This window comes from Picosynechococcus sp. NKBG15041c, assembly GCF_055380235.1.
Map to the genome: position 1 here is coordinate 2,226,867 of NZ_AP040363.1, position 23,796 is coordinate 2,250,662.

Consider the following 23,796-nt stretch of genomic DNA (forward strand, 5'->3'; position numbering starts at 1 on the left):
GCCTAATTAGGAATCGATAATTAAGAGAGTCGAATTTCTAGCCATAAAGTTTTGTATCTTAAGTAACATTGCCTGTTTGTTAATCCTTTTTTTTGAGAATGCAATGCATTTTCTACATTTCTCAAAAGATTTCCGGAGAACATGCGAAGAATACATAACTTTTTTCAAAAAACAACAGGGTTTTACCAGGTAAGGGGGAGCGTCACTGTAGCAGGATTTTGGCGAGTTGTTTCTATGTCCAGGGCCTGTTCTACCTGTTGATAAATTTGGGCAGCTTCCGTGGGGGAGTTGCCGATGCTAGTCAGCCCAAGTTTACCAAATTCAGATAAGGTTCCCATTAGGTGAAAGACGCTGCCTGTCTTGGTGCTGCTATCGAAATGAAGACCATGGGCGGCAATGATATCCATCAAGTCGCTTGGGAGTAGACCTTGGTATTGGGGCTTTTGTAGGTTATCGGAGGCGATGTAATATTTTGGCTGATGCTGGGGGGTAAAAAATGATCCAGTAGACCAGTCATAGAAGCCATTGGTCAGGAGTTGCAGGGTCATCAGGGGGTGAGTTGTCCCACCTTTGCGCAGATTGATTTCGATCGCCTGGAGATCCCAGCTGCCATTGGTATTTTCGGTGGCGATGAAATCGACGCCATAGCGTTCCATGGCGCCTTTTGCAGCGAGGGCTTTCCCTACCTTGAGGCCCAGCTCTTGCAATTGGAGACGATATTCACTGGCGGCGGGGAAATGACAGCCTAAGTAAATCTGGCCGTCGCTACCGCCGAGGATTTGGTCATGGGTCGAGAGGATCCGTACGTCGCCCCCAGGGGTGATTAGTCCCTGGACGCTTGGCGATCGCTTGGTTTCTCCTTCGATAAAAGCTTCGGCGATCGCCCCCAGTTCGGGAACGCGGGAGGCAAAATTATCCCAGGTTTCCCCGGCCGCTTGAAAGCTTAATCGGGGAAGTGCTTTGGTGATTTGTGTACACCGTTCCGCAAAACTTGTTCCTGGGGAATCAAACGGGAGGGTTAACACCGCATTTCCTTCCCCAGAAAAGCCCTCATTGAGCTTGATCACAATTCGTTTGAGGTCTGGTTGCCGGTCCCACAGTTGGGCTGTGACCTGGATTAACTCTGGCACTGTTTTCACCAAGGCGCTGCCATCGGGATAGGGGACACCCGCCGTTTGAAAAATCTCTCGACTACCACTTTTTGAACCCCAATAGCTCAGGCTGGGACTAGCCGCAAATAGGGGAATTTGCAACCGTTCCGAGAGTTCCTGCTCTAAGGGGGTGGAGTTATAACAGACCATATAGGACTGGTTGGGACGGAGGGCACGACGAATTCGCTCCACTAGACGGGGCCGCTCCAAAATCTTTTGGGTCAGGGGTTTATAGGAATTGTCATAGGTGGTGATCAGCAACAGGCGATCGCGCGCGTGGGAAAAAGGAATCCCCGGGAGCAACTGGAGATAGTAGTCAATAATTAGAGGCGCCAGGGGCTGGGCCGTAACGTAGATCAAGCGCGTGTGGGGATTGCGCAGTCGAATCAGTGAAAATAAAAGGCGCTCTTCATAGTGCAAAAAACCAGCCACCTTTTGGCCTACCCGCTGATCCACACTAAAAGAAGGCACAACCAAGATATCCTGGTCATCGGCCTCAAAGTCATCGAAATGTTGCCAACGGTGGCGCAGTTGCGCTTGGAGTGCCTCAAAGGTTTGAAAAGAAGGATTATTCACCGCTTTTTGCCCAGATCAAACTTAAAGGGCAACATAATCTACCCTACATTTGATCATAGATTTTTCTGCCCGGCTTCTAAAAAACCTATACAACACTTAAACCAAGCATCGCCCGGAGGGTGAAGTAGAGAAAGGCAAACGCTCCAACTAAAAGGCCTACCGTTGCCGTTGCTGTCACTTTATTTTTGAAAAATAAGGGCTTCAGCCATTCAAACACGCTAATAAAAATCCCCAAGATCAAACTGATCATATAGCGAGGATAGCGGAGGACGTTCTCAAAAAACTCTTGCATGGTGCTGAAGGGAGAAGTGTTTAGACAAAGACTTTCTGGGTTCAAATTGTAGCATTCCCCTCCCATTCACAGTTGTCCCTTGTCGGGGTAGGCTTGTGGGGTGAAATTTCGCGAAATTTTGTTTCATTAGCCCTTATCTTGCCCCTGCTATGGACACTCTCCAACTCGTTCTCAATGGTCTATCAATCGGCAGTATCCTCGCTCTGGCGGCGGTGGGTTTGACTCTCACCTACGGGATTCTGCGTTTATCTAATTTTGCCCATGGAGACTATATGACCTTGGGAGCCTACATCACCTGGCTGAGTAATTCCCTGGGGCTAAATATTTGGCCTTCGATGGCGATCGGCGCTTTTGGTACCATTGGCGGAATGCTGATAGCAGAAAAACTACTCTGGCAACCGATGCGAGACAAGCGAGCAACACCAACAACGCTAATTATTATCTCCATTGGCTTGGCGCTGTTTCTTCGCAGTACAGTGCTATTTATTTGGGGTAGTAGTAACCAACAATATGACCTTCCTGTGGTGCAGGCGATCAACTTAACGGCCCTGGTAGGTTTACCAGATACAGTACCAGCCTTGCGTATCGCTTATTATCGGGTCGTAGTGGTGGTACTGACGATCCTGGTAATTTTGGGGCTACATTTTATTTTACAAAACAGTAAAATTGGCAAAGCAATGCGGGCTGTGGCGGATAATATTGACCTGGCAAGGGTTTCGGGGATCGATGTGGAGCGGGTAGTGCTCTGGACCTGGGTGATTACGGGCTCTCTGACGGCGATCGCCGGCAGTATGTACGGGTTGATCACCACAGTGCGGCCAAACATGGGCTGGTTTTTAATTCTGCCAATGTTTGCCTCGGTCATCCTCGGGGGTATTGGCAATCCTTATGGGGCGATCGCTGGTGCTTTTGTGATTGGTATTGCCCAGGAAGTGAGTGTAACGTTTCTTGGTCCGGATTATAAGCTTGGGGTAGCCTTGTTTATCATGGTGGTCTTATTGTTAATTCGCCCCCAGGGTCTATTTAAGGGGACAATGTAAATTAAATTTGTCTAAAGTGTTATTGCACAGGTCAATTGTGCTTCTCGCAATTTTACAGAGAGTTTTATGGATAATCGCAAAAAAGCATTAGTCACAGGAATCACAGGCCAAGACGGCTCTTATTTGGCAGAGCTCCTCCTGGAAAAGGGCTACGAGGTCCATGGCATTCTTCGCCGCACATCCACTTTTAATACAGACCGCATCGACCATCTTTATGTGGATCCCCATACCCCTGATACCCGCTTCTTTTTGCATCATGGTGATTTGACTGATGGTACTTCCCTGGGACGGCTGCTAGAAAAAATCCAACCCCATGAAGTTTACAATCTCGGGGCTCAATCCCATGTACGGGTGAGTTTTGATTCGCCCGAATATACCGTAGATGCGGTAGCCATGGGCACATTGCGAATCCTCGAAGCAATTCGCGATTACCAAGAACGGACAGGCAACGAGGTGCGTTTCTATCAGGCAGGCTCATCGGAAATGTATGGCCTTGTGCAGGAAGTCCCCCAAAAGGAAACAACGCCGTTTTATCCCCGGAGTCCCTATGCTTGCGCCAAGGTCTATGGCTACTGGCAGACAGTGAATTACCGGGAATCCTATGACCTGTTTGCCTGTAACGGTATTTTGTTTAACCATGAAGGGCCACGCCGGGGAGAAACCTTTGTTACCCGCAAAATCACTAGGGCGATCGCCAGAATTATCGCTGGCCAGCAAGACAAACTATTCCTTGGCAACCTCGACTCGAAGCGGGACTGGGGCTATGCCAAAGACTATGTACGAGCCATGTGGCTGATGCTACAGCAGGATAAACCCGATGATTATGTTATTGCTACAGGTGAGACCTACTCTGTGCGTCAGTTTTTAGAAACCGCTTTTGATTATGTCAAGCTCAATTGGGAAGACTATGTGGCCTTTGACCCCCGCTATCTGCGGCCAGCAGAGGTGGATCTACTCATCGGCGATGCCACAAAAGCGAAAAAACAATTAAATTGGGAACCCAGCATTGATTTTCCGACCCTGGTAGCCATCATGGTGGAAGCCGACCTGGCGATTCTCGGTCTACCGCCCCAAAATCCTGAGATGGGTCAACTCTCTAAGGCTGACCGAGCTTATGTGCGCCAAGCTGCTGGCAGTCGTGTCGATTAGTGACGATGGTCATCCTCTGGCTCATCTAAATGTTCAGAGGCATCACGATATAAGTTAAAAATGTGGTGATCCTTAAGGCGATAAATGACATTTCGCCCTTCCTTGCGGTAGCTGACCAAACGGGCACTCCGCAAGGTTCTAAGCTGATGGGACACCGCTGATTCTCCCATGGCGACAACCTGGGCCAAGTCACTCACCCGCATTTCTCCATCAGCGAGAGCTGACAGAATGCGCCAGCGGTTGGCATCCCCAAGGATACTAAAAAATTCGGCCATCCGCTGGGCCTTGGCATCGCTTAAAATTTTTCGATTCTTCTGATCTGTCACGGTTTTTTAATTTTGATGATATCTGAATAATTGCTCATGTGTTGGTCTAGAATATGAACAACTGTTCAGCCATTGAAAAAGCATACCCCGGAGAAACAACCCATGGTAACTGTGACCCAAATGAAGTGTGCCTGTGAATCTTGTCTTTGTATTGTTGAGCTCAGTAACGCGATCCAAAAGGAAGGGAAGGGTTATTGTAGCCAAGCCTGTGCCGATGGCCACCCCAACGGAAGTGAAGGATGTGGTCATACTGGTTGCACCTGTCACCAGTAACAATACCCAGTTAGTTTGGAAAAATATCCGCCCTAAACGACGGATATTTTTTATGTCTCAGGGGTTCAAAATTTCTAACACTAGCTCGCGGTTATTGAGGGCATCGCCGTAATCAGGATCAATCGCCAAAGCTTGATCATAGCTAGCTAAAGCTGCTTCATATTGGCCCATTTTTTCGAGGGAAATACCACGATTGTTCCAGGCTTCAGCGTCATTGGGATCTAGATTTAAGAGGGCTTCATAGGCAGCGATCGCCTCATCATGGCGGCCCAAGTCTGCGAGCACATAACCACTGTTAAACCAGGCATCCAGATAGGCAGGATCAACGGCTAATGTCTGTTCATAACTGAGTAATTCCTCTTCCGGGCGGCCCAGTTCTCCCAGTTCTAGGGCGCGGTTGTACCAGGCATCGGCATCTGTGGGATCCAATGCTACGGCTTGGTCATAGCTGGCGATCGCTTCCGCATGGCGACCGAGAATTCCCAAGGTTACGCCCTGGTTGTACCACAGTAAACCCCGCTCTGGATTGAGGGCGATCGCCTGTTCATAGCTGGCCAGCTCTTCTTCATAGCGTTCAAGTCCCCCCAAAGCCAATCCCCGACTCAACCAAATTTGGTCATCATTTTGGTCGAGACTCAAGGCTGCTTCATAAGCTTCGAGGGCTAAATCATAGCGTTCCTGGTCATAGTAGGCGTCCCCTTCGCGGAGCAGTCCATCGATCACAATTCCTTTTTCTTCTAGGTTCTGGGCGATTGGACAGGTTGCCGATAAACAAGAAGATTGGGCGATCGCCGGAGTCATGCCTCCCCCAAAGACCAATGTCAAACCGATGCTACCCAGCAGCCCAAGAAAAATACGCCCCATGGGAAAACTCCACCAATAATTGCCATTTTTGTGATGCTTTCCATCATAGTGAGAATTGCTGCCGCCACTACTTTTTCTGGGGGGAGATGTTTACAATCAACAACAGTCCGCACCCGAAAATTAGACCATGATTCCACAATTGCCTTTGCCCCCCGGTAGGAACGGTTTACCTTTTGTTGGGGAAACCCTCGCTTTTATTTTTGATCCAGATTTTGCCGAGAAGCGTGCCAATCGGTATGGAGCTATTTTTCGAACGAATATTTTGGGTCAACCCACAGTGGTGATGTCTGGGCCGGAAGCGAATAAATTAATTTTGTCGACCCACTTTGAGCATTTCTCTTGGCGGGAAGGGTGGCCCGCGAATTTTCGAGAACTGTTAGGAGAATCCCTCTTTCTTCAGGATGGGGCCGAGCATCGACGTAACCGTAAGCTTTTGATGCCGGCTTTCCATGGGGCCGCCTTACAAAACTATTTCGTCACGATGGAGGCGATCGCCACCCGCCACCTCGAAACCTGTGCGGACTTGGGAGACTATACCTGGCTCCCTTTACTGAAGGAAATGACCTTTGAAATTGCCAGTGTGCTACTGGTGGGCGGTGAATCTGGCCCAGAAACAAGCCGACTTTCTGAAATTTTTACTGCGCTGACCCAAGGATTGTTTGCTTTTCCGATTCGTTTGCCTTTTACCACCTATGGCAAAGCCCTCAAAGCACGGGATCAACTCCTCAAGCATATCGAACAGGCGATCGCCTCGCGCCGCCAAAATCCCCGTAATGATGCCCTGGGGTTACTGCTCCAGAGCCGAGATGAAGACGGAAACGCCCTATCCGATGCAGAAATCAAAGTGCAGGCCTTACTGATGCTCTTTGCCGGCCACGAAACCACCACCTCGATGCTCATTTCCGCCGCCATGGCCCTCGCCCAAAACCCAAAAGTCTTAGCCCAGGCCCGCCAAGAACAGGCGCAATTTTCGGAGCCTTTGGACTTTGAACAACTTAAACAAATGCCCTATCTCAGCCAAATTCTCAAGGAAGTAGAGCGATTGTATCCACCAGTGGCCGGGGGCTTTCGGGGTGTGGTGAAGCCTTTTGAATTTGGGGGTTATCATATTCCCGCTGGCTGGAAGGTGCTGTACCAAGTGAAACCGACCCACCGCAGCGGTGAAATCTACAGCAATCCCGATGTCTTCGATCCAGACCGCTTTAGTCCTGAACGCAATGAATACAAAAATGCTGAATTTAGTCTCGTGGGATTTGGGGGTGGCGCCCGGGTCTGCCTCGGTTTAGCTTTTGCCCAGCTGGAGATGAAAATTTTCTTGGCGCTGCTCCTCAGAAGCTATGACTGGGAATTATTGCCCGGCCAAGATCTTTCCCTTGACCGAATACCTTCCCTCCATCCCCGTTCTGGTTTACAGGTGAAATTAACAAGACGATGAAGGCGGTCGCCTTTCTGTGTTTGACAAAAAAAAGGGGGGATAAATTTCCCCCAGAATCAAGCTCTAGAACTGAATATCTGTGAAGGTGAAGACTTTTTGATCTACAACTTGATCATTTTCAACGTAGGTGATCTCCCGTTTTGTGAGGAGATAATAACCGCCGATTTTCTCGAAACTGTCCCGAAATAAGCTTTTCGTGCCCTTGGGTTCGTGGGTTGCCGCATCAAAATAAACAGAATCATAGCCCTGGGATAAATACCCCTCAGCGGTGTTCAGCACATCAAAAGTGTTGATATTAACGATGACATCACGGATTTTCCGGTTGACGAAGGTGACGACATTGTTGTGAATTTTGTAGGAATTGCCCATGGCTGCACCAGTGACTTTGATTTCCTGGGAACCATCGGCAAATGTTTCGCCGAATTCAAAGCTGTTTTTGCCGTGGCTTTCTTCGAAAGTGCGACGCACCCGGTGAACGGTAATTTCCCACAATTGCCCTTCGATTTCTTTCTGGGCACCAATGGCCTCAATGCCCGTCACTTCAAAGGACATATCCGCCTTGATCGCCACTTTCCCGGTGTGGGTCTGTTCCCCATGGGTAAAAGTGACCGTCGCCGTAAAGCCGGGGAATTTTTCGTCCCAGGTGTAGCGGTTTTCGTAGGCAGCCCGGAAAGCATCTTGGGCAGTTAAAGTCTGGGTCATGGTTAAACTCCGACAGTGGTGACTATATTTTGACCATCTTTAGCTTGACACTCCGAGAGGGTTGGCGACAAGGTGCGGTTGACCGCCTTCACCATCGCGATCAAGGTATGTGCTCGATTATTTGATCAGCTCTACTGCATCATGGCCATCGAGATCTTGGAAATAGACTTTCACTTTTTCTTCTTTGGCAGTGGGGAGTTTTTTCCCGGTAAAGTCTGGCTGGATGGGCAATTGGCGGTGGCCCCTGTCGACCAAAACCGCCAAACGAATCACCTCCGGGCGACCGTAGTCATTAACGGCATTCAGGGCCGCGCGGATGGTGCGGCCTTTGTAGATCACATCATCGATCAGCACTAAATTTTTTCCATTGACGTCAAAGGGAATATCGGTTTTTGAGGGCGTGCGCACCCGAATTTGGTCTAGGTCATCTCGATAAAAAGTGATATCTAAGGCCCCTACGGGTACAGCCACCCCCTCGAGGATTTCAATTTGCTTGGCGATATTTTCGGCGAGGGGAACGCCTCGGGTATGGATCCCCAGGAGCGCCAAATGTTGCAAATCACCGGCTTTTTCAATAATTTGAGAAGCGAGCCGGGTGATGGTGCGACGCATCTCCTCAGCGGATAGGATTTCGATGACGCTCTTTGTCATGGGCCAGTTTTTGAAAAAATTATTGTCATTGTAGAGCTTGTTTTGGGTGAATGGGAATTGGCGATCGCCCCCCTAGACCGTTAGAAAAATTCATAAATAACGCCACTTTGTTCTAGCCAGTGCCATGCTGTAGGTAGATCGAAAGAGTAAGTTTGTCTGTTTTTTTGATCTTGGGCTTAGGCCAAATATAAAGAGTAAGCTTGATTGTTTAGGTAAATTGCCTCGATAGATTCCCTCAAACGCCTGAGTCTCGTGATTTTTAATGAGTTCTAAGTTGCTGCGGAGGTTTGTTATGTTTCTCAACCATGCACCAGAGCATATTTTGATCGAAGTACTGAACTTGCATGATTTATGGGACCCCTTTAAAGGGGAAGTTTGGGGCCGCGCCCATGCTGGCGAAGAGATGCAAGATCCAGAACTTTACCCAAAAGCTGAACTAATATTTCCTTCGGGAGAACCACTACCAAAGGCTTGGCTTGATCCCCGTTATCGGGCGCATATGTCGACATCAGAGCCCCTGCCTGCCTTTGCTGTGATGGGCTGAAGCAGTATTTCTCGGAATCTGCTTGACTTTTGCCATTAAAAAAAGGGGTTGGCCCTTCGTCTGGACTCAACCCCTGAAGATTTATCTGGGTAGCGAACTTACGGCGTCACCACGAAGTTCACCAGTTTATTGGGCACAACGATTACTTTACGGATTTCTTTGCCCGCGATGTACCGTTGGGCGATGTCAGAGGCCGTAGCGGTTTTTTCCAAGTCATCTTTACCGATCCCCGCCGGAACTTGAATGGTTCCGCGAGTTTTACCAAGGATCTGGATCACGATGGTAATTTCATCGACAGTGAGCGCTGTTTCGTCCAGTTGCGGGAAAGCGACAGTATGAATAGATTCGCTGTGACCGAGACTGAGCCAGAGCTCATCGGCGATGTGGGGGGCAAAGGGGGCTAGTAATAAAATCAGCGTTTCGATCGCCTCTTTGTAAACGGGGGAATTCAGGCATTTAACCTCTTTAATCGCGTTGTTGAGTTTCATCAGCTCGGCGATCGCCGTATTGAATTGATAGTCTCCTTCAAGATCTTCCTGGATTTCTTTGATCGCCGTGTGGACGGCCCGGCGCAGGTTTTTTTCTTCCTTCGACAGTTCCCCTGCGGCTTGTACAGTAATGTCAGCGGCTTGATAGGCGGCGACTAAATTCCAGATTCGGTTCAAAAAGCGGAATTGCCCTTCTACATCGGCGTCATCCCACTCTAAATCCTTCTCGGGGGGAGCTTTAAAGAGAATAAACATCCGCGCTGTATCTGCCCCATATTTGTCTAACACCAGGGCCGGATCGACGCCGTTGTATTTGGACTTGGACATTTTTTCGTAGAAACCCGTCAGGGATTCACCGGTTTCTGGATCCTTGGGATCATTGGGATCAATTTGATCGGCGGGCACATATTTATTCGTGCGGGGATTTTTGTAGGTCAAGGCTTGCACCATCCCCTGGGTTAGCAAACGCTTAAAGGGTTCATCGACAGAAACCAGTTGGCGATCGCGCACCACCTTTGTGAAAAAGCGGGAGTAAAGCAGGTGAAGAATGGCATGTTCAATGCCTCCCACATACTGATCGACGGCCATCCAGTCATTAACATGGCCTAAAGCAAAGGGCTGCTCTGTGTTATTCGCATCGGTGTAGCGCAGAAAATACCAGGACGAATCAATAAACGTATCCATGGTGTCGGTTTCCCGGCGGGCCGCTTTGCCACAACAGGGACAGTCCACCGCCTGCCAGTCTGCCATCTGGGCCAAGGGGGAGCCCCCGCGGGCGGAAAATTCCACATCTTCGGGTAGCACTACGGGCAGATCGCTATCCGGTACAGGCACGACGCCACAATCATCACAGTAGATCATTGGGATCGGGCAGCCCCAGTACCTTTGCCGGGAAATCAGCCAATCCCGCAGACGATATTGGATTTGTTCTCGGCCCCAGCCATTTTCTGTCGCGAATTGGGCGATCGCCTTTTTCCCTTCGATCGAAACCAAACCATCAAACTGGCCGCTGTTGACCATTATGCCTGCCTCGGTATAAGCCTCCGTGAGTGTTGCACTGGCATCACCCCCTTCTGGAATAATCACTGTTTTGATGGGGAGATTATTCTCCTGGGCAAACTTAAAGTCACGGCTATCATGGGCCGGCACGCCCATCACTGCCCCGGTCCCATACTCATAGAGCACATAGTTGGCGATTAAAATGGGCACTGCTTCCCCCGTGAAGGGATTAGTTACCATCCCCCCAGTTGCAACGCCTTTTTTCGGTTTATCGTCGGCGGTCCGTTCCTGCTCACTTTCCTTGCTCACCTCAGCGATAAAAGCATCCACGGCGGCTTGCTGTTCTGGGGTTGTCACTTTCGCGACGAGGGGATGTTCCGGTGCAAGGACAACATAGGTTACCCCAAACACCGTATCCGGGCGCGTGGTAAAGACCGCCACTTTGTCAGCGCTGCCCACAACGGGAAACTCTAAATGAGCCCCAACAGATTTACCGATCCAGTTTTCCTGCATCAACTTCACCCGTTCGGGCCAACCCCCAAGCTTTTGTAAATCTTGTAAAAGCTCTTCGGCGTAGTCGGTGATCTTCAGGAACCATTGGCGCAGTAATTTCTTTTCAACGATCGCCCCCGATCGCCAGGATCGTCCTTCCGCATCTACCTGCTCATTGGCAAGGACCGTTTGGTCAATGGGGTCCCAGTTTACCGCCGCTTCCTTCTGGTAGGCTAAGCCTGCTTTATAAAACTGTAAAAAGAGCCATTGAGTCCATTTGTAATAGTCAGGAGAACAGGTGGCCACTTCCCGGTCCCAGTCAATAGAGAGGCCTAACTGTTTGAGCTGCTCTCGCATCTGGGCAATATTTTGGTAGGTCCATTGCGCGGGGGGAATCCCCCGGTCGATCGCCGCATTTTCTGCGGGCAAACCAAAGGCATCCCAACCCATGGGATGGAGCACTCGATAGCCTTGCATTCTTTTGTAGCGGGCAATGACATCGGTGATTACATAGTTGCGCACATGACCCATGTGGAGCTTGCCGGAGGGATAGGGAAACATCGACAGAGCGTAAAATTTTGGCTTGTCACTTTGGCTTGGGGTTTTGTCTAAGCCAAGCTCTAGCCATTGCTGTTGCCATTTAGCTTCGATGTCTGCGGCACTGTATCGCGTTTCCACTCTTGGTTCTCCGTAACTCATGGGGTCAGTGGCTTATTTTACCCTTCCGATGACGGCATTGAAGCAGAGGAAGCCTACGGTCGGCATGCTTTTTGCAATTTTAATCAATTCAGTAAAAACGAGACTTTCTAGAGATAGGGAAGACTTTCCCGATTAGAATGGCAAGGGAAACAAAGGGTAATCTTGTTCTATTCCCAAGGAATGATAAAGAAATGGCCAAAGTTCGAGGGATTTTATGTCTCGTTGCGGTTGTCTTTAGCTTGACAGCCTGTGGTTTGAGCCAGGGTTCTAATTCTCAAAGTCCTTCCACAGAAGAGACGGTAAATCCAAATGCTTCTGGTAGTCCTTCAACGCGTGCCGGGACTGGTGAGACTCGGGAGACACCGGAGCAAAATGCTGCGGGAAATGGGGGTGGTGCAATACAAACTGCACCGGAAAATCCTCAGGCGATCGCCCAGGCACCGCCCCCGGTAAGTCCTCCACCCCAACCGACAACTTCTACTTCCCTGGAAACCCGCTGCGGTTGGTTCTCAAACCCGACTCCAGGCAATATTTCCCTCTATGACGCAGACAGGGAATGGATTATCGGCGTCCAAGGAGGGCATCAGGTAGCAGCGGATTGGGACTGGCCAAACTTTGCCCCAGACCAGTGGGTGGTCACCAATGCCGGCAGCTATGGCTATGGGTGCGCTTGCATGGATGTGCGCGCTAACCCAAGCACAGGCACAATCGCCGAAATTCGGAATGTCCGCGCCCAGGCGATCGCCATTTGTCAGCAAGACCCGGCCCTCAATCGCTGGGCTAATCTTTTCCCGTAAACTCGCCTCCGGTTTTGTAATCTAGGGGGAAAGGCGATCGCCCCCGGAGAAATCCCCATGTTTTACCTGTCCCAGGCCCACCTCGAACGGTTTCAGCGCTGTCCTCCCGATTTTCAAGCCGTTTATCTAGAGCAGCTTGTTGCCCCCAGTGACCCTAGCAGTCTAGAAAATCAACAATGGGGGACAAAATTTCACCAGGCAATGCAGCAACTCCAATTGGGCCTTCCCCTAGAGCATGTGACCACCGAGCCTAAGCTACGCCAAGCGCTGACAGCCCTTTTGCAAGCTGAGCCCCAGCTCCTACATCCCCCCCACCAACAAACTGCCGCCGAATATCGCCGTACCCTAACTATTGGCAATTTTTTGTTGACCATCATCTGCGACTGGATTGCCTTCGGTGAAAATACCCTCCAGATCTATGACTGGAAAACCTACCGTCAACCCAAACACAGTAGCTATTTAAAAAATCATTGGCAGACAAAGCTCTATCTCTATGTCATGGCTGCAACAACAAATTATTTACCCGAGCAATTGACAATGACCTACTGGTTTGTGGCACCGGAAGAAAGGCCCCAATCCCTCACGTTCTCATATGACCAAGCTTGGCATCAGCAAATTGAAAACGAGCTCACCGAAACACTCCAACAACTCCAAAAGGATTTAGACCAATATTTTCAGCAGGGGACTGCCTTGCGCCACCCAAATCAGCAAAGTTGCCCTTTTTGTCCGCTCCACCAACAACCGAAAAATTCGGCATTTGCGGATTTTCTGGGGGATCAAAGTCTAGAAGACTTCTTGGGCGGAATCGAGGCAGTACAATTGTAAACAGACCGTTTAGCGAAAAAGCGCGCCCATCAGACCAGATTTATGTCCACTGAATTGCTCACCGAGCTAGAAAGAGCCGTCCGCATCCGCCGGAATTTTGCGATCATCTCCCACCCCGACGCGGGGAAAACCACCCTTACGGAAAAACTTCTTCTGTACGGTGGGGCTATCCATGAAGCCGGGGCGGTGAAAGCACGGCGGGAACAGCGCAAGGTCACCTCCGACTGGATGGAGATGGAACAGCAGCGGGGAATCTCGATCACCTCGACAGTGCTGCAATTTCTCTACAACGGCTATCAGATCAATCTATTGGACACCCCCGGTCACCAGGACTTTAGTGAAGATACCTATCGCACCCTGGCGGCAGCAGACAACGCGGTCATGCTAGTGGATGCGGCCAAGGGTTTAGAGACACAAACCCGCAAATTATTTGAAGTGTGTAAATTGCGATCGCTACCGATTTTCACCTTTATCAATAAGCTCGATCGCCCTGGACGAGAACCCCTCGAATTGCTCGATGAAATTGAACAGGAACTGGGCCTGCAAACCTACGCCGTGAACTGGCCCATTGGCATGGGAGACCGGTTCCAAGGGGTCTATGACCGTCGCTTAAAAGAAGTGCATTTGTTTGAGCGCACCGCCCACGGCACAAAGGCAGCCACGGAAACCGTTTATAAAATAGATGACCCAGCTCTCGAAAATATCCTTGATGCCGAACTCTATGGACAGCTCCAGGAAGAACTGGAAATTCTCGAAGAAATTGGTGCCGATTTTGACCTAGAAGCTATTCATGCTGGGAAGCAAACCCCCATTTTCTTTGGGAGCGCCATGACCAACTTTGGGGTAGAGCTTTTCCTGAATGCGTTCCTAGAATATGCCCTCAAACCAGAACCCCGCGCTTCCACCCTAGGGGATCTAGAGCCCACTTACCCAGAATTTACGGGCTTTGTGTTTAAGCTTCAGGCAAATATGGACCCGAAGCACCGCGATCGCGTTGCCTTTGTGCGGGTCTGTACCGGGAAATTTGAAAAGGACATGACCGTCAGCCATGCCCGAACGGGGAAAACCGTGCGCCTTTCCCGACCCCAGAAGCTCTTTGCCCAGGGTCGCGAATCCCTTGAAGAAGCCTATGCCGGAGACGTGATTGGCCTGAACAATCCGGGGGTTTTTGCGATCGGTGACACCATTTACTGTGGCAAAAAATTAGAGTATGACGGTATTCCCTGTTTCTCACCGGAACTGTTTGCTTACCTAAAAAATCCCAACCCCTCGAAGTTCAAACAATTCCAAAAAGGAGTCACAGAGCTACAGGAAGAAGGGGCCGTGCAAATTATGTACTCAACTAATGAGTTTAAGCGCGAACCGATTCTCGCGGCGGTGGGGCAACTACAGTTTGAAGTGGTGCAACACCGGCTCCAGAGTGAATATGGCGTAGAAAGTACCCTCGAATTGATTCCTTACAGTGTGGCGCGCTGGGTGACCAATGGGTGGGAAGCCCTAGAGAAGGCGGGCAAGATTTTTAATACGATGATCGTTAAGGATCTCTGGGATCGCCCAGTGATTTTGTTTAAAAATGAGTGGAATTTACACCAAATTCAAGGGGATCACCCCCACCTCAAGTTATCGGCGATCGCCCCCATTGGTTCTGCTGCAAAATAGATGTTTAGCTTGGTGAGACCCCATGGCCATTGAACTCAAAAAAGGCAACCGCATTTCTCTAAAAAAAGAAGCACCCGGCCTCCAAAAGGTAATGCTGGGCCTTGGCTGGGATATGGTGGAGGCTCCATCAGGGGGGCTATTTGGTCTTTTTAAAAAAACAGCGGCGGCCATTGACCTTGATGCTGGTGTCCTCTGTCTCAATGACCAGGGTAAACTCACCGGCGCCAGTGATTTTATCTACTACGCCAACCTCAAACACAAATCCGGGGCGATCGCCCACCAGGGAGACAATCTCACTGGGGAAGGTGAAGGAGATGATGAACAAATTTTTGTCGATCTCGATCTGGTGCCCACCACGATTCAGACCTTGCTTTTCGCAGTGATCATTTACCAAGGCCGACAACGGAACCAAGAATTTAGCCAGATTAAAAATGCCTTCGTTCGTTTGGTCGATCTCAGCAATAATCGCGAAATTGCCCATTATCAGCTTTCTGGGGCAACCTACCAAGGCAAAACCGGGATGCTGATGGCAGAACTGCGTCGGGAGGAAAACGGTTGGGCGATGGCGGCCCTCGGGGAGGGACTCGATCCTCAATTCTCTGAAAATCTGCTCAAAAAATATCTGTAGATCTCTTGATTTTTTGATGCCCAGCCAGGCGTAAATTCGGACCATAATGGCTTGAATAAAATTAACTCTAAGCCTAGTATCATCAATTGGCCTTGGTTATTGATGAAAACAAAATTGTCTGTTTAAGTTCTAAGGGTTGACTTGAAAATCAACTTCAATAGCCGCCCTTGAACTCAGTAGACAGGACCCGGCTCAGCAGGGCTTGGCGCAAATAAAATGGGGCACCCAGGAAGAAATAAGTGAGAGATTATCACTGTTTGAGAGCCCTTTCTGTAACCGAAAATAAGAACCAGGCGATCGCCCTATCCAGCAAGAAAATTCGCCAAATCGAGGGAAATCCCTTAAGATAGTTCTTTAAGAAAGGTAAACTTTTCTCACATTTGCTTAGGTTCACTATCATTTTTTTGGCAGAAGCTAGGCAGAGACAAGGCATCCCTGTCCATGGGAGCCCGAAATTATATCTACTTTTTGTTGCTTATTTAATTTGGAGACTTCGTCCCTATGACCATTGCAGTCGGACGCGCGTCCCAGGAACGAGGCTGGTTTGATGTCCTCGATGACTGGCTCAAGCGAGATCGATTTGTCTTCGTCGGTTGGTCCGGTATCCTCCTGTTCCCCTGTGCTTTCATGGCACTGGGCGGCTGGTTGACTGGTACTACCTTCGTCACTTCTTGGTACACCCACGGCCTTGCCTCTTCCTACCTCGAAGGTTGTAACTTCCTGACCGTTGCTGTTTCTAGCCCCGCTGACAGCCTCGGCCACTCCCTCCTTTTCCTCTGGGGCCCCGAAGCTAACTGGAACTTCGCCCGTTGGTGCCAACTCGGTGGTCTCTGGAGTTTCGTTGCCCTCCACGGTGCCTTCGGTCTGATCGGCTTCATGCTCCGTCAGTTCGAAATCGCTCGTCTGGTTGGCATTCGTCCCTACAATGCGATCGCCTTCTCTGGCCCCATCGCGGTATTTGTCAGTGTGTTTCTGATGTACCCCTTGGGTCAGTCTAGCTGGTTCTTTGCTCCTAGCTTTGGCGTTGCTGGTATCTTCCGTTTCATTCTGTTCTTACAAGGTTTCCACAACTGGACCCTGAACCCCTTCCACATGATGGGTGTTGCTGGGATTCTTGGCGGTGCACTGCTCTGTGCAATCCACGGGGCGACCGTAGAGAACACCTTGTTTGAAGATGGTGACCAAGCGAACACCTTCCGGGCATTCGAGCCGACCCAAGCAGAAGAAACCTACTCCATGGTGACCGCGAACCGTTTCTGGTCTCAGATTTTCGGGATTGCGTTCTCCAACAAGCGTTGGTTGCACTTCTTCATGCTGTTTGTACCTGTAACGGGTCTGTGGATGAGCTCTGTGGGTATCGTCGGTTTAGCGTTGAACCTGCGTGCTTATGATTTCGTATCCCAAGAAATCCGTGCAGCGGAAGACCCCGAGTTTGAGACGTTCTACACGAAGAACATTCTGTTGAACGAAGGTATGCGTGCTTGGATGGCCCCCCAAGACCAAATTCACGAACAATTTGTATTCCCCGAAGAAGTTCTACCTCGCGGTAACGCTCTGTAAGACTTCTCTCAGAAATTCGATTGGTTTAGAGTTTCGCCCTCCCGAGTGGAGGGTTTTTTATTGGTAATTTTTTGAAAGCGTTTGATTGCCCTCTGCCACAGATATCCCAGCAGATTGTGAATCCAAGTCCCCAAGATATTAGACGGCTGTCAGCCAACCTTCTCCAGACGTTAATACTCCTCAAAAGAGCCTGGGCAAAGTTTGATTTTTGTAAACAAACGATACTCCTTTGAGATTGCATTTCTATGATTGCGGAGTATCGCGACATATTTTGGGTGAAATTGTCCCCATTACTTCTATGAACATGGCACGAATTAAGCGTAATGAGTACTGAAATTATCGTGGCCGGGAGCATGAAGGTCAAACCTGAGAAACGCCAAGCTTTTCTCGATTTAGCTCAAAGCTGCATTCAACCATCCCGGTCTGAACCTGGCTGTATTTCCTATAGTTTTTATGAAGATGGTACAGAAGAGAATCAATTTCTTTTCTTTGAAGAATGGCAGAGTCGAGAAGCCTTAGAACAACATTTTCAAACTGCCTATTTTCAACAATTTGCCGCACAAGTTCCAGAGTTATTTGAAGGGGCAGTGACGATTAAAATCTATCAAGTTTCTGGTATTGAAAAGCTCTGACCTTAGCTAATACTTAATTTTTAATTACTCTTCACTCATTCCCAATTTTAGTCATGGTGCGTCTACTTCTCGCTCTTTTTTGGGTCATAATCGCTTCATTTACCCTAGGCGATCGCGTTTTAGCGGCTACCCTTGAAAACTTACCCATGCCCAATGTGGCGAACACTGAAAAAATTCTTGGCCCCGCCGGAGAAATTTTTGAATTTGCCACCTGCAATACTGACGACATTGGCTTTACGATCGCCCAGGCCCAAATTCCTCCAGGCGCAGGCCCTTTACCCCACATTCATCACTACACCAATGAATGGTTTTGGACGCCAGAGGGTGACTTAAGACTGTTTCAAAGCATTAAAGAATACCCTGACCTTAATCAGCCTGCTACCTCAGATCAGGCGGGAAATGCCATCGTTTATACCGTGAATACCGAGCCTAAACAAATTGTTTATGGCCCAAAGTATCGAGTACATGGGTTTAGCAATACTTCTAATGTCATTAAACCTTTAACTTTTATTTGGTTAGAAGATCCCAGCTCTCCAGAATATGAGTATAAAGATGGTGGCATTCGAGAATATTTTCAAGATGTGGGAATTCCCATTGAAGATTTGAATAATTTACCCGCTATTACCGATGAAGCCCGGGAAAAATTTGTCACCCAAGCAACACAGTATGGCATCAATCAAAGTTATTTCTTCTTTCAGTATGTCGATGGTGTATTCAGTAGTTTACCAAAGGGCTTGGCAGGATTAAATGACGATCAAAACTTAGCCCGAATCATTCAGGCAATCAATGATTATAACCAAGGCAAAATTTCTGTGAATTGCTTTTAAAAAAACACAAACTATCATAAAAAAAATTATGAACAAAGAATTAGGGTTTGCAATTTTAGGCGGCTGGATACTAGGTGTGATTTTTGGCTTTTTTAAATTGCCATTACCTGTTCCGCCTTTTGAGGGCCTAGTCGCGGCGGCTGCTTGTCTGTTGGGGCAAGTTACCTATGGTTTTATTAAGCAAAAATTTGGTTTTTAAGAGCAGCTAAATTACTAGCTAAACAAAAAATGGAGTCTATGGAATGATTTTAAAAATCAGAAAATGGGGTGCTGGAACAGCATTGGTTCTCGCTTTGGGGTTGGTTATATTTCTAAACAATATAGGGGGTGCTAATACTCCGCCTATTCACACATTTGACAATATTCCCATGCCCCAATTGGCGGATCCATTGTTGATTTATACACCAGCGAATGAGATTTTCAACATTGCTTCCTGTAGTACTAATGACATGGGGTTTGCGATCGCCCAAGCACAGATCCCGCCGGGGGGTGGCCCCATGCCCCATGTCCACTATTTCATTAACGAGTGGTTCTGGATGCCAGAAGGGGGGATTCAGTTATTTCATAGCACTCGCCAATATCCTGACCGCGAACATCTACCAACGGTCAATGACGCAGGGCGGGCAGATTTATACAGTATCCCTAGTCAGCCAAAACAATTAATTTATTCCCCAAATCATTATGTCCATGGTTTTGTGAATCCGACGGATCAGACTTTGCCCATCACATTTGTTTGGTTGCGGAATGAAGTCGCCCCTACCTTTGCCTATCAGGATGGAGGTATGCGTGAATATTTCGAGGCAGTTGGCCCCCGGATTACAGATCTCAATAACCTTCCAGAATTAACCAACGCTCAAAAGGCCGCATTTGCCAGTGAAGCGCCGAAATATGGCATTAACCAAAGTCATTACTTCATGGAATATATCAATTCAATTAGTAACCAATTACCCGCAGAAATTGCCAGTCTTACGAACGATCAAGATCTAGATAAAATCGTTAAAGTTATCAATGCCTTTAACCGCGGTGATCAATCGGTGAAATGCTCATGAAAACCGATCAATCTTTAAAGTTTGGGGTACATACTTTTATTTGGAAGAAAGAATTTCTAGGGCAGGAAGAATATATTTTTTCTGAAGCAAAAGCATGGGGATTTGATGGGGTGGAGATTGCCACCCATTACTTCGATCAAATTGATCCTAGTATGCTAAAAAAATATGCGGAGCAAGATGATTTAGAGCTAACCTTTTGTACTAGCTTACCCTCAGGTCTATCGCTCACAACCATGGATGAAGACATTTGGCGACAGTCCCTCGATTATATCCAGCGGGCGATCGCCTTTTGCCAGGCCTGTGAAATTACACAACTATCCGGCCCTCTGATTCATCCCGTAGGCCATCTCAGTGGTCAGCCCCTGCAACCCCAAGAAAAAAAACGCCTCCACCAAGCTTTCAAAGAAGTGGCCACAATGCTTGCGGGGAAAGATATCCAGTTGGCGATCGAACCCTTAAACCGTTTTCAAGGCTACGCCCTCAACACCGTAGAACAAGGCCTCGAATTGCTTGCCGCGGTTGGCTGTCCCCAACTGGGACTCCTCCTTGATTTATTCCACATGAATATCGAAGAAAAAGACGTATTACAAGCTTTTCATAATGCTGGCGAAGCCTGCTTCCACGTCCATGCCTGCGCCAAAGACCGGGGGACACCGGGGAGTGATGCGTTTCCCTGGGCCGAATGGTTCACAGTACTGAAAGAGATCAATTATCAAGGCTGGGTCGTGATCGAAAGCTTTAATTTTGAGGATACTGAGCTCGCCTCTGGTGCTCGTTTATGGCGACCTGTCGCCTCCAGTAATAAAGCCTTGGCCCAAGACGGTCTTCAGTTTCTCCATCAAACCTACCAATCAATGCCCTAACCATGACCCAAGCACCTTTTATTCCGATTAATTTACCCCCCGGTTTTGAACATACCTACAGCACCGTTGAGGGTGTAACTCTCCATGCTATAGAAGGGGGCCAGGGAACTCCTTTATTGCTTCTGGGGGGCTGGCCCCAAACCTGTTATGTTTGGCGCTTACTGCTCGAACCATTGGGGCAAAATTTTCACGTTATCGCCTTAGATATGCGCGGTCAAGGAGACTCTTACATCCCCGAAGGCTCCTATGACTGTGGTACAGCAGCCCAAGAAATTATCGCCTATCTTCAACAAAAAGGTATTACTTCGTTTTATCTTGTCGGTCACGATGTGGGCGCTTGGGTTGCCTTCACAATCCTAAAACTTTTCCCTCAGTCTGTTTTAGGCGCTGGACTTATTGATGCCGCCATTCCTGGTCTAGTGAGTGATGATTTCTTTTCTGTGGTTAATGCGGCTAAAGTTTGGCAATTTTATTTCCATAAAGTTCCTGATCTTGCCGATAGTCTGGTTGCTGGCAAGGAAAAAGAATATCTCAGCTGGTACTTTACGAATAAATCAAAGCGAAAGGATAACTTAACGCCGGCAGTGATAGATTATTATGCTCGTTATTACAGTCGTCCAGGGGCGATGAAGGCAGGTTTTCTCTGGTACTCAGCTGTAGAAGAAACGATCGCCACCAATGCATTAGAACCAGGGGTGCGGTTTAGCCAACCTATCTTTGCAATGGGGGGAGAATTTGCCACAAAAAATTTAATATACAGCGGCCTAGAGCCATACTGCGATCGCCTTAGCCCTTATCTGATCGATGGCTGCGGTCACTATATCCCCGAAGAAGCGCCAGCAGAAATTGTGCAGGCAATTATTGAAACTTTTAAACCCTAGGTATTTTGGCAATTATTTCTCTCTATTCTTATACCAAGGCCCATCACTATGACCTATTCTCGCCGTAATTTTCTTTGGTTAACTGGTGCAACTTCTTCTTTGGCGATCGCCACTTCTCGGTGGATGCCCCAAGCCCAGGGAGCCTCAACAGTAGACCAGGATATTTTAAATCAAGTTTTACCTTTTCCTGGTCAATATGGAGAATACTACCAGCAAGCGAAAATCAAAGCTTATCATCTCCACAATCAGCCCACAGAGAGTATCCTACATCAGGCTTTAGAGAGTTTTTGGATAGATGTTTTTAAACAAACTCAGGGAGAATTATTCGTTACCCCCATTCCCCTTGATGCATCTATGCCAGCGGGAGATCCCCAAGCGGTACAGTTAGTCGCCGCAGGACGTTTCGAAATTGTCAGTGTGGCTGGCCCAATTATTGACAAGCTCTGTCCCGAGGTAATTGGCATTCAAAATATTGGCTTTATTCATGAATCTTCTCAAGATGTTTTTGAAATAATTAATCAACCACTCTTTGCTGAGATTTTCCATCAATCTGTTTCTCGTTACAACCTAACTTACTTGCCCCATGGCACCTTTAATAATGGCATGAGAAACATCACTTCAATTGAAGGAAAACCCCTCTATACAATTGAAGATTTCCAAGATTTAATTATTCGAGTTCCTCCATCCCAAGACATCAGTGAAACAATGAAAGCTTTGGGCGCAATACCTAAACAATACACAATGAATCAGGTTTTTACTGTCCTTCAAAATGGCACAGTTCAAGCTCAGGAAAATCCCCTCTCCGTTGTCAAAGGTTTCCAATTATATGAGGTCACCAAATACTTAAACATAACAAACCATACTTGGTCAGGTTACAATATGTTTTTCAATACTCCTTTTTGGGAGAGTTTATCTGTCTCTGTTCAAGAAGTTATCTCTAGGTTATTACCTATTTACCAAGCCCAACAAATCAAAGCGCAAGAAGATTATAATACTCAGCTTTTTTCAGAACTCACCGAAGAATTAGGCATGATCGCGACACAGCCTGACACATCTATGGCTCCCCGAAAATTGGTCCCTGTTTATCGGTCTATCTATCAACAGCTAAATCCCCAAGCTCGCTCTCTTATTAAAGCCAAACTGGAAGCAAAAACAGGTGTTTCTTTTTGATCGATAAAATTGAGATTTCCTGCTCCCTAAGCTACGTAGACTAGGAAATGAATTATTAAAAAAAATAGAACCTATTGAATAAAAAAGTGTGACTCAATTGAAAAAAATATTTTTATACCAAAAAACTTTAGGCATTGCCTTTACCACAGCTTTGATACTAGGAGGAACTCAGAGCTCTTTACCCGAAAATCAAAATAGCGTTATCGAAAAAACAATTGATCTAAGCCAGTATGGAACAGCAGCCTCCCTTGATATAAATAGCACAAGAGAAAAAATTGTTATCGGCTTTACTGGGTGTGATTTAGTTGTTTTAGACCAAGAATTAAATCAGCAGAAAAATTCAAAAATAGAAAACTGCAAGCGTTTTTTCAAAGCTAGATATGGGATTCTTGACAACCAAGAATTTGTTATTTCCTCTATTTATACTGGTGAGAGTGTCTTATCCGACTCCCAGCAGAGTATAGCTATTCCTCTGCATACTGCTGCTGTCACTGATTCTCTGGTATTTCAGAATTATTTGTTATCTTCCTCAGATGATGGTTCAGTACAAGTTGCTCATTTATCAACACTTAATCTCTCTGACATCAAAAGCCAGTCATTATATCAATCCATTGGTGTTGCCCGAAATCTTGCTTATACAATGACTGAAGATGAAGAGCGATCAATGATTGCGGTTAGCTATGATAGTGGCGAAATTGCTATTTTTCCTTTAAAGGATGGAAGTTTAAACCCAACAACCGCACCAAATATCATTCATCCTATTAGGAGTCGGGTGAATACTTTTGATTTCACACCAGATGGTTCTAAGTTATTAATTGGTTATTTTACTGGGGAGTTACTAGAATTTGATCTTACAACAAATAACAGTCGTGTCTTAGCTCAAACTCCGGCCAATGCTTGGCTTAATTCCCTGGATATAAACAATCAAGATATTGTGGCTTTCGGAGATGATCAAGGATATGTCAAAACTGTTTCTTTGCAGACAGGACAAATACTAGAAGAACGTCAAATATCGACAACTGGTATTACTACAGTTTTGTTTATAGATGACAGAACACTTTTGGCCGCAGATGCTCAGGGGATACTGTATCAAATTCGTTTGGCGTTTAATGTGCAGGCTAACCATCATGAAACACCTGAGAATTAAAGGATATCTTTAGAGATATTAAAATCATTTATTTATCCTTTAAGTTCAGCGAATTGAGAAATCTTATCTTAGAGTGA

25 protein-coding genes are annotated in these 23,796 nt (G+C 47.5%); 18 read left to right on the forward strand and 7 right to left on the reverse strand.

The features are described from left to right. Positions 1 to 182: 182 nt before the first annotated feature. On the reverse strand, positions 183 to 1,727 hold the full coding sequence (locus ACZ45B_RS10680; protein WP_024546093.1) for a peptide ligase PGM1-related protein: 1,545 nt from the start codon (positions 1,725 to 1,727) through the stop codon (positions 183 to 185). Positions 1,728 to 1,812: 85 nt separating this feature from the next. Continuing rightward, complete coding sequence (locus tag ACZ45B_RS10685; protein ID WP_024546092.1) at positions 1,813 to 2,019, reverse strand: DUF751 family protein; 207 nt, start codon at positions 2,017 to 2,019, stop codon at positions 1,813 to 1,815. Positions 2,020 to 2,168: 149 nt separating this feature from the next. Here ACZ45B_RS10685 and ACZ45B_RS10690 point away from each other — a divergent pair, with 149 nt between their 5' ends. Then, positions 2,169 to 3,059 carry a branched-chain amino acid ABC transporter permease gene (locus ACZ45B_RS10690; protein WP_024546091.1) on the forward strand — a complete coding sequence of 297 codons (891 nt, stop codon included), beginning with the start codon at positions 2,169 to 2,171 and terminating at the stop codon, positions 3,057 to 3,059. A gap of 66 nt (positions 3,060 to 3,125) precedes the next feature. After that, positions 3,126 to 4,208: a GDP-mannose 4,6-dehydratase gene (gene gmd / locus ACZ45B_RS10695; RefSeq protein ID WP_024546090.1), complete on the forward strand. Its 1,083-nt coding sequence runs from the start codon at positions 3,126 to 3,128 to the stop codon at positions 4,206 to 4,208. On the opposite strand, the gene ACZ45B_RS10700 is transcribed toward gmd, so the two are convergent. Then, on the reverse strand, positions 4,205 to 4,483 hold the full coding sequence (locus ACZ45B_RS10700) for an ArsR/SmtB family transcription factor (RefSeq protein ID WP_081699659.1): 279 nt from the start codon (positions 4,481 to 4,483) through the stop codon (positions 4,205 to 4,207). The genes gmd and ACZ45B_RS10700 overlap by 4 nt on opposite strands. A 153-nt stretch (positions 4,484 to 4,636) precedes the next feature. On the opposite strand from ACZ45B_RS10700, the gene ACZ45B_RS10705 reads away from it, so the two are divergent. Further along, positions 4,637 to 4,807: a metallothionein gene (locus ACZ45B_RS10705; protein WP_071990949.1), complete on the forward strand. Its 171-nt coding sequence runs from the start codon at positions 4,637 to 4,639 to the stop codon at positions 4,805 to 4,807. A 57-nt stretch (positions 4,808 to 4,864) separates the two neighbouring features. Here the strand turns inward: ACZ45B_RS10705 and ACZ45B_RS10710 are convergent, their stop codons facing one another. Beyond that, positions 4,865 to 5,671, reverse strand: coding sequence for a tetratricopeptide repeat protein (locus tag ACZ45B_RS10710; protein ID WP_024546088.1), 807 nt, complete (start codon positions 5,669 to 5,671; stop codon positions 4,865 to 4,867). A gap of 127 nt (positions 5,672 to 5,798) precedes the next feature. Here ACZ45B_RS10710 and ACZ45B_RS10715 point away from each other — a divergent pair, with 127 nt between their 5' ends. Then, positions 5,799 to 7,106 carry a cytochrome P450 gene (locus tag ACZ45B_RS10715; protein WP_024546087.1) on the forward strand — a complete coding sequence of 436 codons (1,308 nt, stop codon included), beginning with the start codon at positions 5,799 to 5,801 and terminating at the stop codon, positions 7,104 to 7,106. Between the two features lie 63 nt (positions 7,107 to 7,169). Here the strand turns inward: ACZ45B_RS10715 and ACZ45B_RS10720 are convergent, their stop codons facing one another. Together ACZ45B_RS10720 and pyrR are read right to left on the reverse strand one after the other, a co-directional pair. After that, positions 7,170 to 7,808 (reverse strand): DUF3386 domain-containing protein, encoded by a 639-nt coding sequence (locus tag ACZ45B_RS10720; protein WP_024546086.1) that lies wholly within the window; start codon positions 7,806 to 7,808, stop codon positions 7,170 to 7,172. A 117-nt stretch (positions 7,809 to 7,925) separates the two neighbouring features. Further along, a complete protein-coding gene (gene pyrR, locus ACZ45B_RS10725; RefSeq protein ID WP_024546085.1) occupies positions 7,926 to 8,459 on the reverse strand; it encodes a bifunctional pyr operon transcriptional regulator/uracil phosphoribosyltransferase PyrR in 534 nt (177 codons plus the stop codon). A 292-nt stretch (positions 8,460 to 8,751) separates the two neighbouring features. Between pyrR and ACZ45B_RS10730 the strand changes: the two genes are divergently transcribed. Next, positions 8,752 to 9,003, forward strand: a complete 252-nt coding sequence (locus ACZ45B_RS10730) for a hypothetical protein (protein WP_024546084.1) — start codon at positions 8,752 to 8,754, stop codon at positions 9,001 to 9,003. A 98-nt stretch (positions 9,004 to 9,101) separates the two neighbouring features. On the opposite strand, the gene leuS is transcribed toward ACZ45B_RS10730, so the two are convergent. Further along, the gene (gene leuS, locus ACZ45B_RS10735) at positions 9,102 to 11,660 is read right to left on the reverse strand and encodes a leucine--tRNA ligase (RefSeq protein WP_464674868.1); all 2,559 of its coding nucleotides are present in this window, start codon (positions 11,658 to 11,660) and stop codon (positions 9,102 to 9,104) included. 212 nt (positions 11,661 to 11,872) lie between these two features. Here leuS and ACZ45B_RS10740 point away from each other — a divergent pair, with 212 nt between their 5' ends. From ACZ45B_RS10740 to ACZ45B_RS10800, 13 genes are all read left to right on the forward strand, one after another. Further along, on the forward strand, positions 11,873 to 12,478 hold the full coding sequence (locus tag ACZ45B_RS10740) for a DUF4087 domain-containing protein (protein WP_024546083.1): 606 nt from the start codon (positions 11,873 to 11,875) through the stop codon (positions 12,476 to 12,478). A 57-nt stretch (positions 12,479 to 12,535) separates the two neighbouring features. Then, positions 12,536 to 13,303, forward strand: a complete 768-nt coding sequence (locus ACZ45B_RS10745; protein ID WP_051352937.1) for a PD-(D/E)XK nuclease family protein — start codon at positions 12,536 to 12,538, stop codon at positions 13,301 to 13,303. Positions 13,304 to 13,345: 42 nt separating this feature from the next. Next, positions 13,346 to 14,962 (forward strand): peptide chain release factor 3, encoded by a 1,617-nt coding sequence (prfC, locus tag ACZ45B_RS10750; RefSeq protein WP_024546081.1) that lies wholly within the window; start codon positions 13,346 to 13,348, stop codon positions 14,960 to 14,962. A 22-nt stretch (positions 14,963 to 14,984) separates the two neighbouring features. Beyond that, positions 14,985 to 15,590: a TerD family protein gene (locus ACZ45B_RS10755; protein ID WP_024546080.1), complete on the forward strand. Its 606-nt coding sequence runs from the start codon at positions 14,985 to 14,987 to the stop codon at positions 15,588 to 15,590. A 501-nt stretch (positions 15,591 to 16,091) separates the two neighbouring features. Then, positions 16,092 to 17,150 carry a photosystem II D2 protein (photosystem q(a) protein) gene (psbD, locus tag ACZ45B_RS10760; protein WP_096416042.1) on the forward strand — a complete coding sequence of 353 codons (1,059 nt, stop codon included), beginning with the start codon at positions 16,092 to 16,094 and terminating at the stop codon, positions 17,148 to 17,150. 323 nt (positions 17,151 to 17,473) lie between these two features. Beyond that, the gene (locus tag ACZ45B_RS10765; protein WP_038027780.1) at positions 17,474 to 17,782 is read left to right on the forward strand and encodes a putative quinol monooxygenase; all 309 of its coding nucleotides are present in this window, start codon (positions 17,474 to 17,476) and stop codon (positions 17,780 to 17,782) included. Between the two features lie 53 nt (positions 17,783 to 17,835). Beyond that, positions 17,836 to 18,609 carry a cupin domain-containing protein gene (locus tag ACZ45B_RS10770; RefSeq protein WP_464674869.1) on the forward strand — a complete coding sequence of 258 codons (774 nt, stop codon included), beginning with the start codon at positions 17,836 to 17,838 and terminating at the stop codon, positions 18,607 to 18,609. A gap of 28 nt (positions 18,610 to 18,637) precedes the next feature. Then, on the forward strand, positions 18,638 to 18,808 hold the full coding sequence (locus ACZ45B_RS10775; protein WP_164494886.1) for a hypothetical protein: 171 nt from the start codon (positions 18,638 to 18,640) through the stop codon (positions 18,806 to 18,808). Positions 18,809 to 18,977: 169 nt separating this feature from the next. After that, positions 18,978 to 19,658 carry a cupin domain-containing protein gene (locus ACZ45B_RS10780; protein WP_236612393.1) on the forward strand — a complete coding sequence of 227 codons (681 nt, stop codon included), beginning with the start codon at positions 18,978 to 18,980 and terminating at the stop codon, positions 19,656 to 19,658. Beyond that, the gene (locus ACZ45B_RS10785) at positions 19,655 to 20,521 is read left to right on the forward strand and encodes a sugar phosphate isomerase/epimerase family protein (RefSeq protein ID WP_024545013.1); all 867 of its coding nucleotides are present in this window, start codon (positions 19,655 to 19,657) and stop codon (positions 20,519 to 20,521) included. Before ACZ45B_RS10780 ends, ACZ45B_RS10785 begins: the two co-directional genes overlap by 4 nt. A gap of 2 nt (positions 20,522 to 20,523) precedes the next feature. Continuing rightward, positions 20,524 to 21,402: an alpha/beta fold hydrolase gene (locus tag ACZ45B_RS10790; RefSeq protein ID WP_024545014.1), complete on the forward strand. Its 879-nt coding sequence runs from the start codon at positions 20,524 to 20,526 to the stop codon at positions 21,400 to 21,402. 99 nt (positions 21,403 to 21,501) lie between these two features. After that, complete coding sequence (locus ACZ45B_RS10795) at positions 21,502 to 22,572, forward strand: DctP family TRAP transporter solute-binding subunit (RefSeq protein ID WP_236612394.1); 1,071 nt, start codon at positions 21,502 to 21,504, stop codon at positions 22,570 to 22,572. A gap of 88 nt (positions 22,573 to 22,660) precedes the next feature. Next, positions 22,661 to 23,719 (forward strand): WD40 repeat domain-containing protein, encoded by a 1,059-nt coding sequence (locus ACZ45B_RS10800; protein WP_024545016.1) that lies wholly within the window; start codon positions 22,661 to 22,663, stop codon positions 23,717 to 23,719. Positions 23,720 to 23,796 lie beyond the last annotated feature (77 nt).

Excerpts from the sequence above, each read along its gene's own strand:
- ACZ45B_RS10685 (WP_024546092.1), bottom strand. The coding sequence starts at position 2,019 with ATGCAAGAGTTTTTTGAGAACGTCCTCCGCTATCCTCGCTATATGATC.
- ACZ45B_RS10690 (WP_024546091.1), top strand. The coding sequence starts at position 2,169 with ATGGACACTCTCCAACTCGTTCTCAATGGTCTATCAATCGGCAGTATC.
- gmd (WP_024546090.1), top strand. The coding sequence starts at position 3,126 with ATGGATAATCGCAAAAAAGCATTAGTCACAGGAATCACAGGCCAAGAC.
- ACZ45B_RS10700 (WP_081699659.1), bottom strand. The coding sequence starts at position 4,483 with ATGGCCGAATTTTTTAGTATCCTTGGGGATGCCAACCGCTGGCGCATT.
- ACZ45B_RS10705 (WP_071990949.1), top strand. The coding sequence starts at position 4,637 with ATGGTAACTGTGACCCAAATGAAGTGTGCCTGTGAATCTTGTCTTTGT.
- ACZ45B_RS10710 (WP_024546088.1), bottom strand. The coding sequence starts at position 5,671 with ATGGGGCGTATTTTTCTTGGGCTGCTGGGTAGCATCGGTTTGACATTG.
- ACZ45B_RS10715 (WP_024546087.1), top strand. The coding sequence starts at position 5,799 with ATGATTCCACAATTGCCTTTGCCCCCCGGTAGGAACGGTTTACCTTTT.
- ACZ45B_RS10720 (WP_024546086.1), bottom strand. The coding sequence starts at position 7,808 with ATGACCCAGACTTTAACTGCCCAAGATGCTTTCCGGGCTGCCTACGAA.
- pyrR (WP_024546085.1), bottom strand. The coding sequence starts at position 8,459 with ATGACAAAGAGCGTCATCGAAATCCTATCCGCTGAGGAGATGCGTCGC.
- ACZ45B_RS10730 (WP_024546084.1), top strand. The coding sequence starts at position 8,752 with ATGTTTCTCAACCATGCACCAGAGCATATTTTGATCGAAGTACTGAAC.
- ACZ45B_RS10740 (WP_024546083.1), top strand. The coding sequence starts at position 11,873 with ATGGCCAAAGTTCGAGGGATTTTATGTCTCGTTGCGGTTGTCTTTAGC.
- ACZ45B_RS10745 (WP_051352937.1), top strand. The coding sequence starts at position 12,536 with ATGTTTTACCTGTCCCAGGCCCACCTCGAACGGTTTCAGCGCTGTCCT.
- prfC (WP_024546081.1), top strand. The coding sequence starts at position 13,346 with ATGTCCACTGAATTGCTCACCGAGCTAGAAAGAGCCGTCCGCATCCGC.
- ACZ45B_RS10755 (WP_024546080.1), top strand. The coding sequence starts at position 14,985 with ATGGCCATTGAACTCAAAAAAGGCAACCGCATTTCTCTAAAAAAAGAA.
- psbD (WP_096416042.1), top strand. The coding sequence starts at position 16,092 with ATGACCATTGCAGTCGGACGCGCGTCCCAGGAACGAGGCTGGTTTGAT.
- ACZ45B_RS10765 (WP_038027780.1), top strand. The coding sequence starts at position 17,474 with ATGAGTACTGAAATTATCGTGGCCGGGAGCATGAAGGTCAAACCTGAG.
- ACZ45B_RS10770 (WP_464674869.1), top strand. The coding sequence starts at position 17,836 with ATGGTGCGTCTACTTCTCGCTCTTTTTTGGGTCATAATCGCTTCATTT.
- ACZ45B_RS10775 (WP_164494886.1), top strand. The coding sequence starts at position 18,638 with ATGAACAAAGAATTAGGGTTTGCAATTTTAGGCGGCTGGATACTAGGT.
- ACZ45B_RS10780 (WP_236612393.1), top strand. The coding sequence starts at position 18,978 with ATGCCCCAATTGGCGGATCCATTGTTGATTTATACACCAGCGAATGAG.
- ACZ45B_RS10785 (WP_024545013.1), top strand. The coding sequence starts at position 19,655 with ATGAAAACCGATCAATCTTTAAAGTTTGGGGTACATACTTTTATTTGG.
- ACZ45B_RS10790 (WP_024545014.1), top strand. The coding sequence starts at position 20,524 with ATGACCCAAGCACCTTTTATTCCGATTAATTTACCCCCCGGTTTTGAA.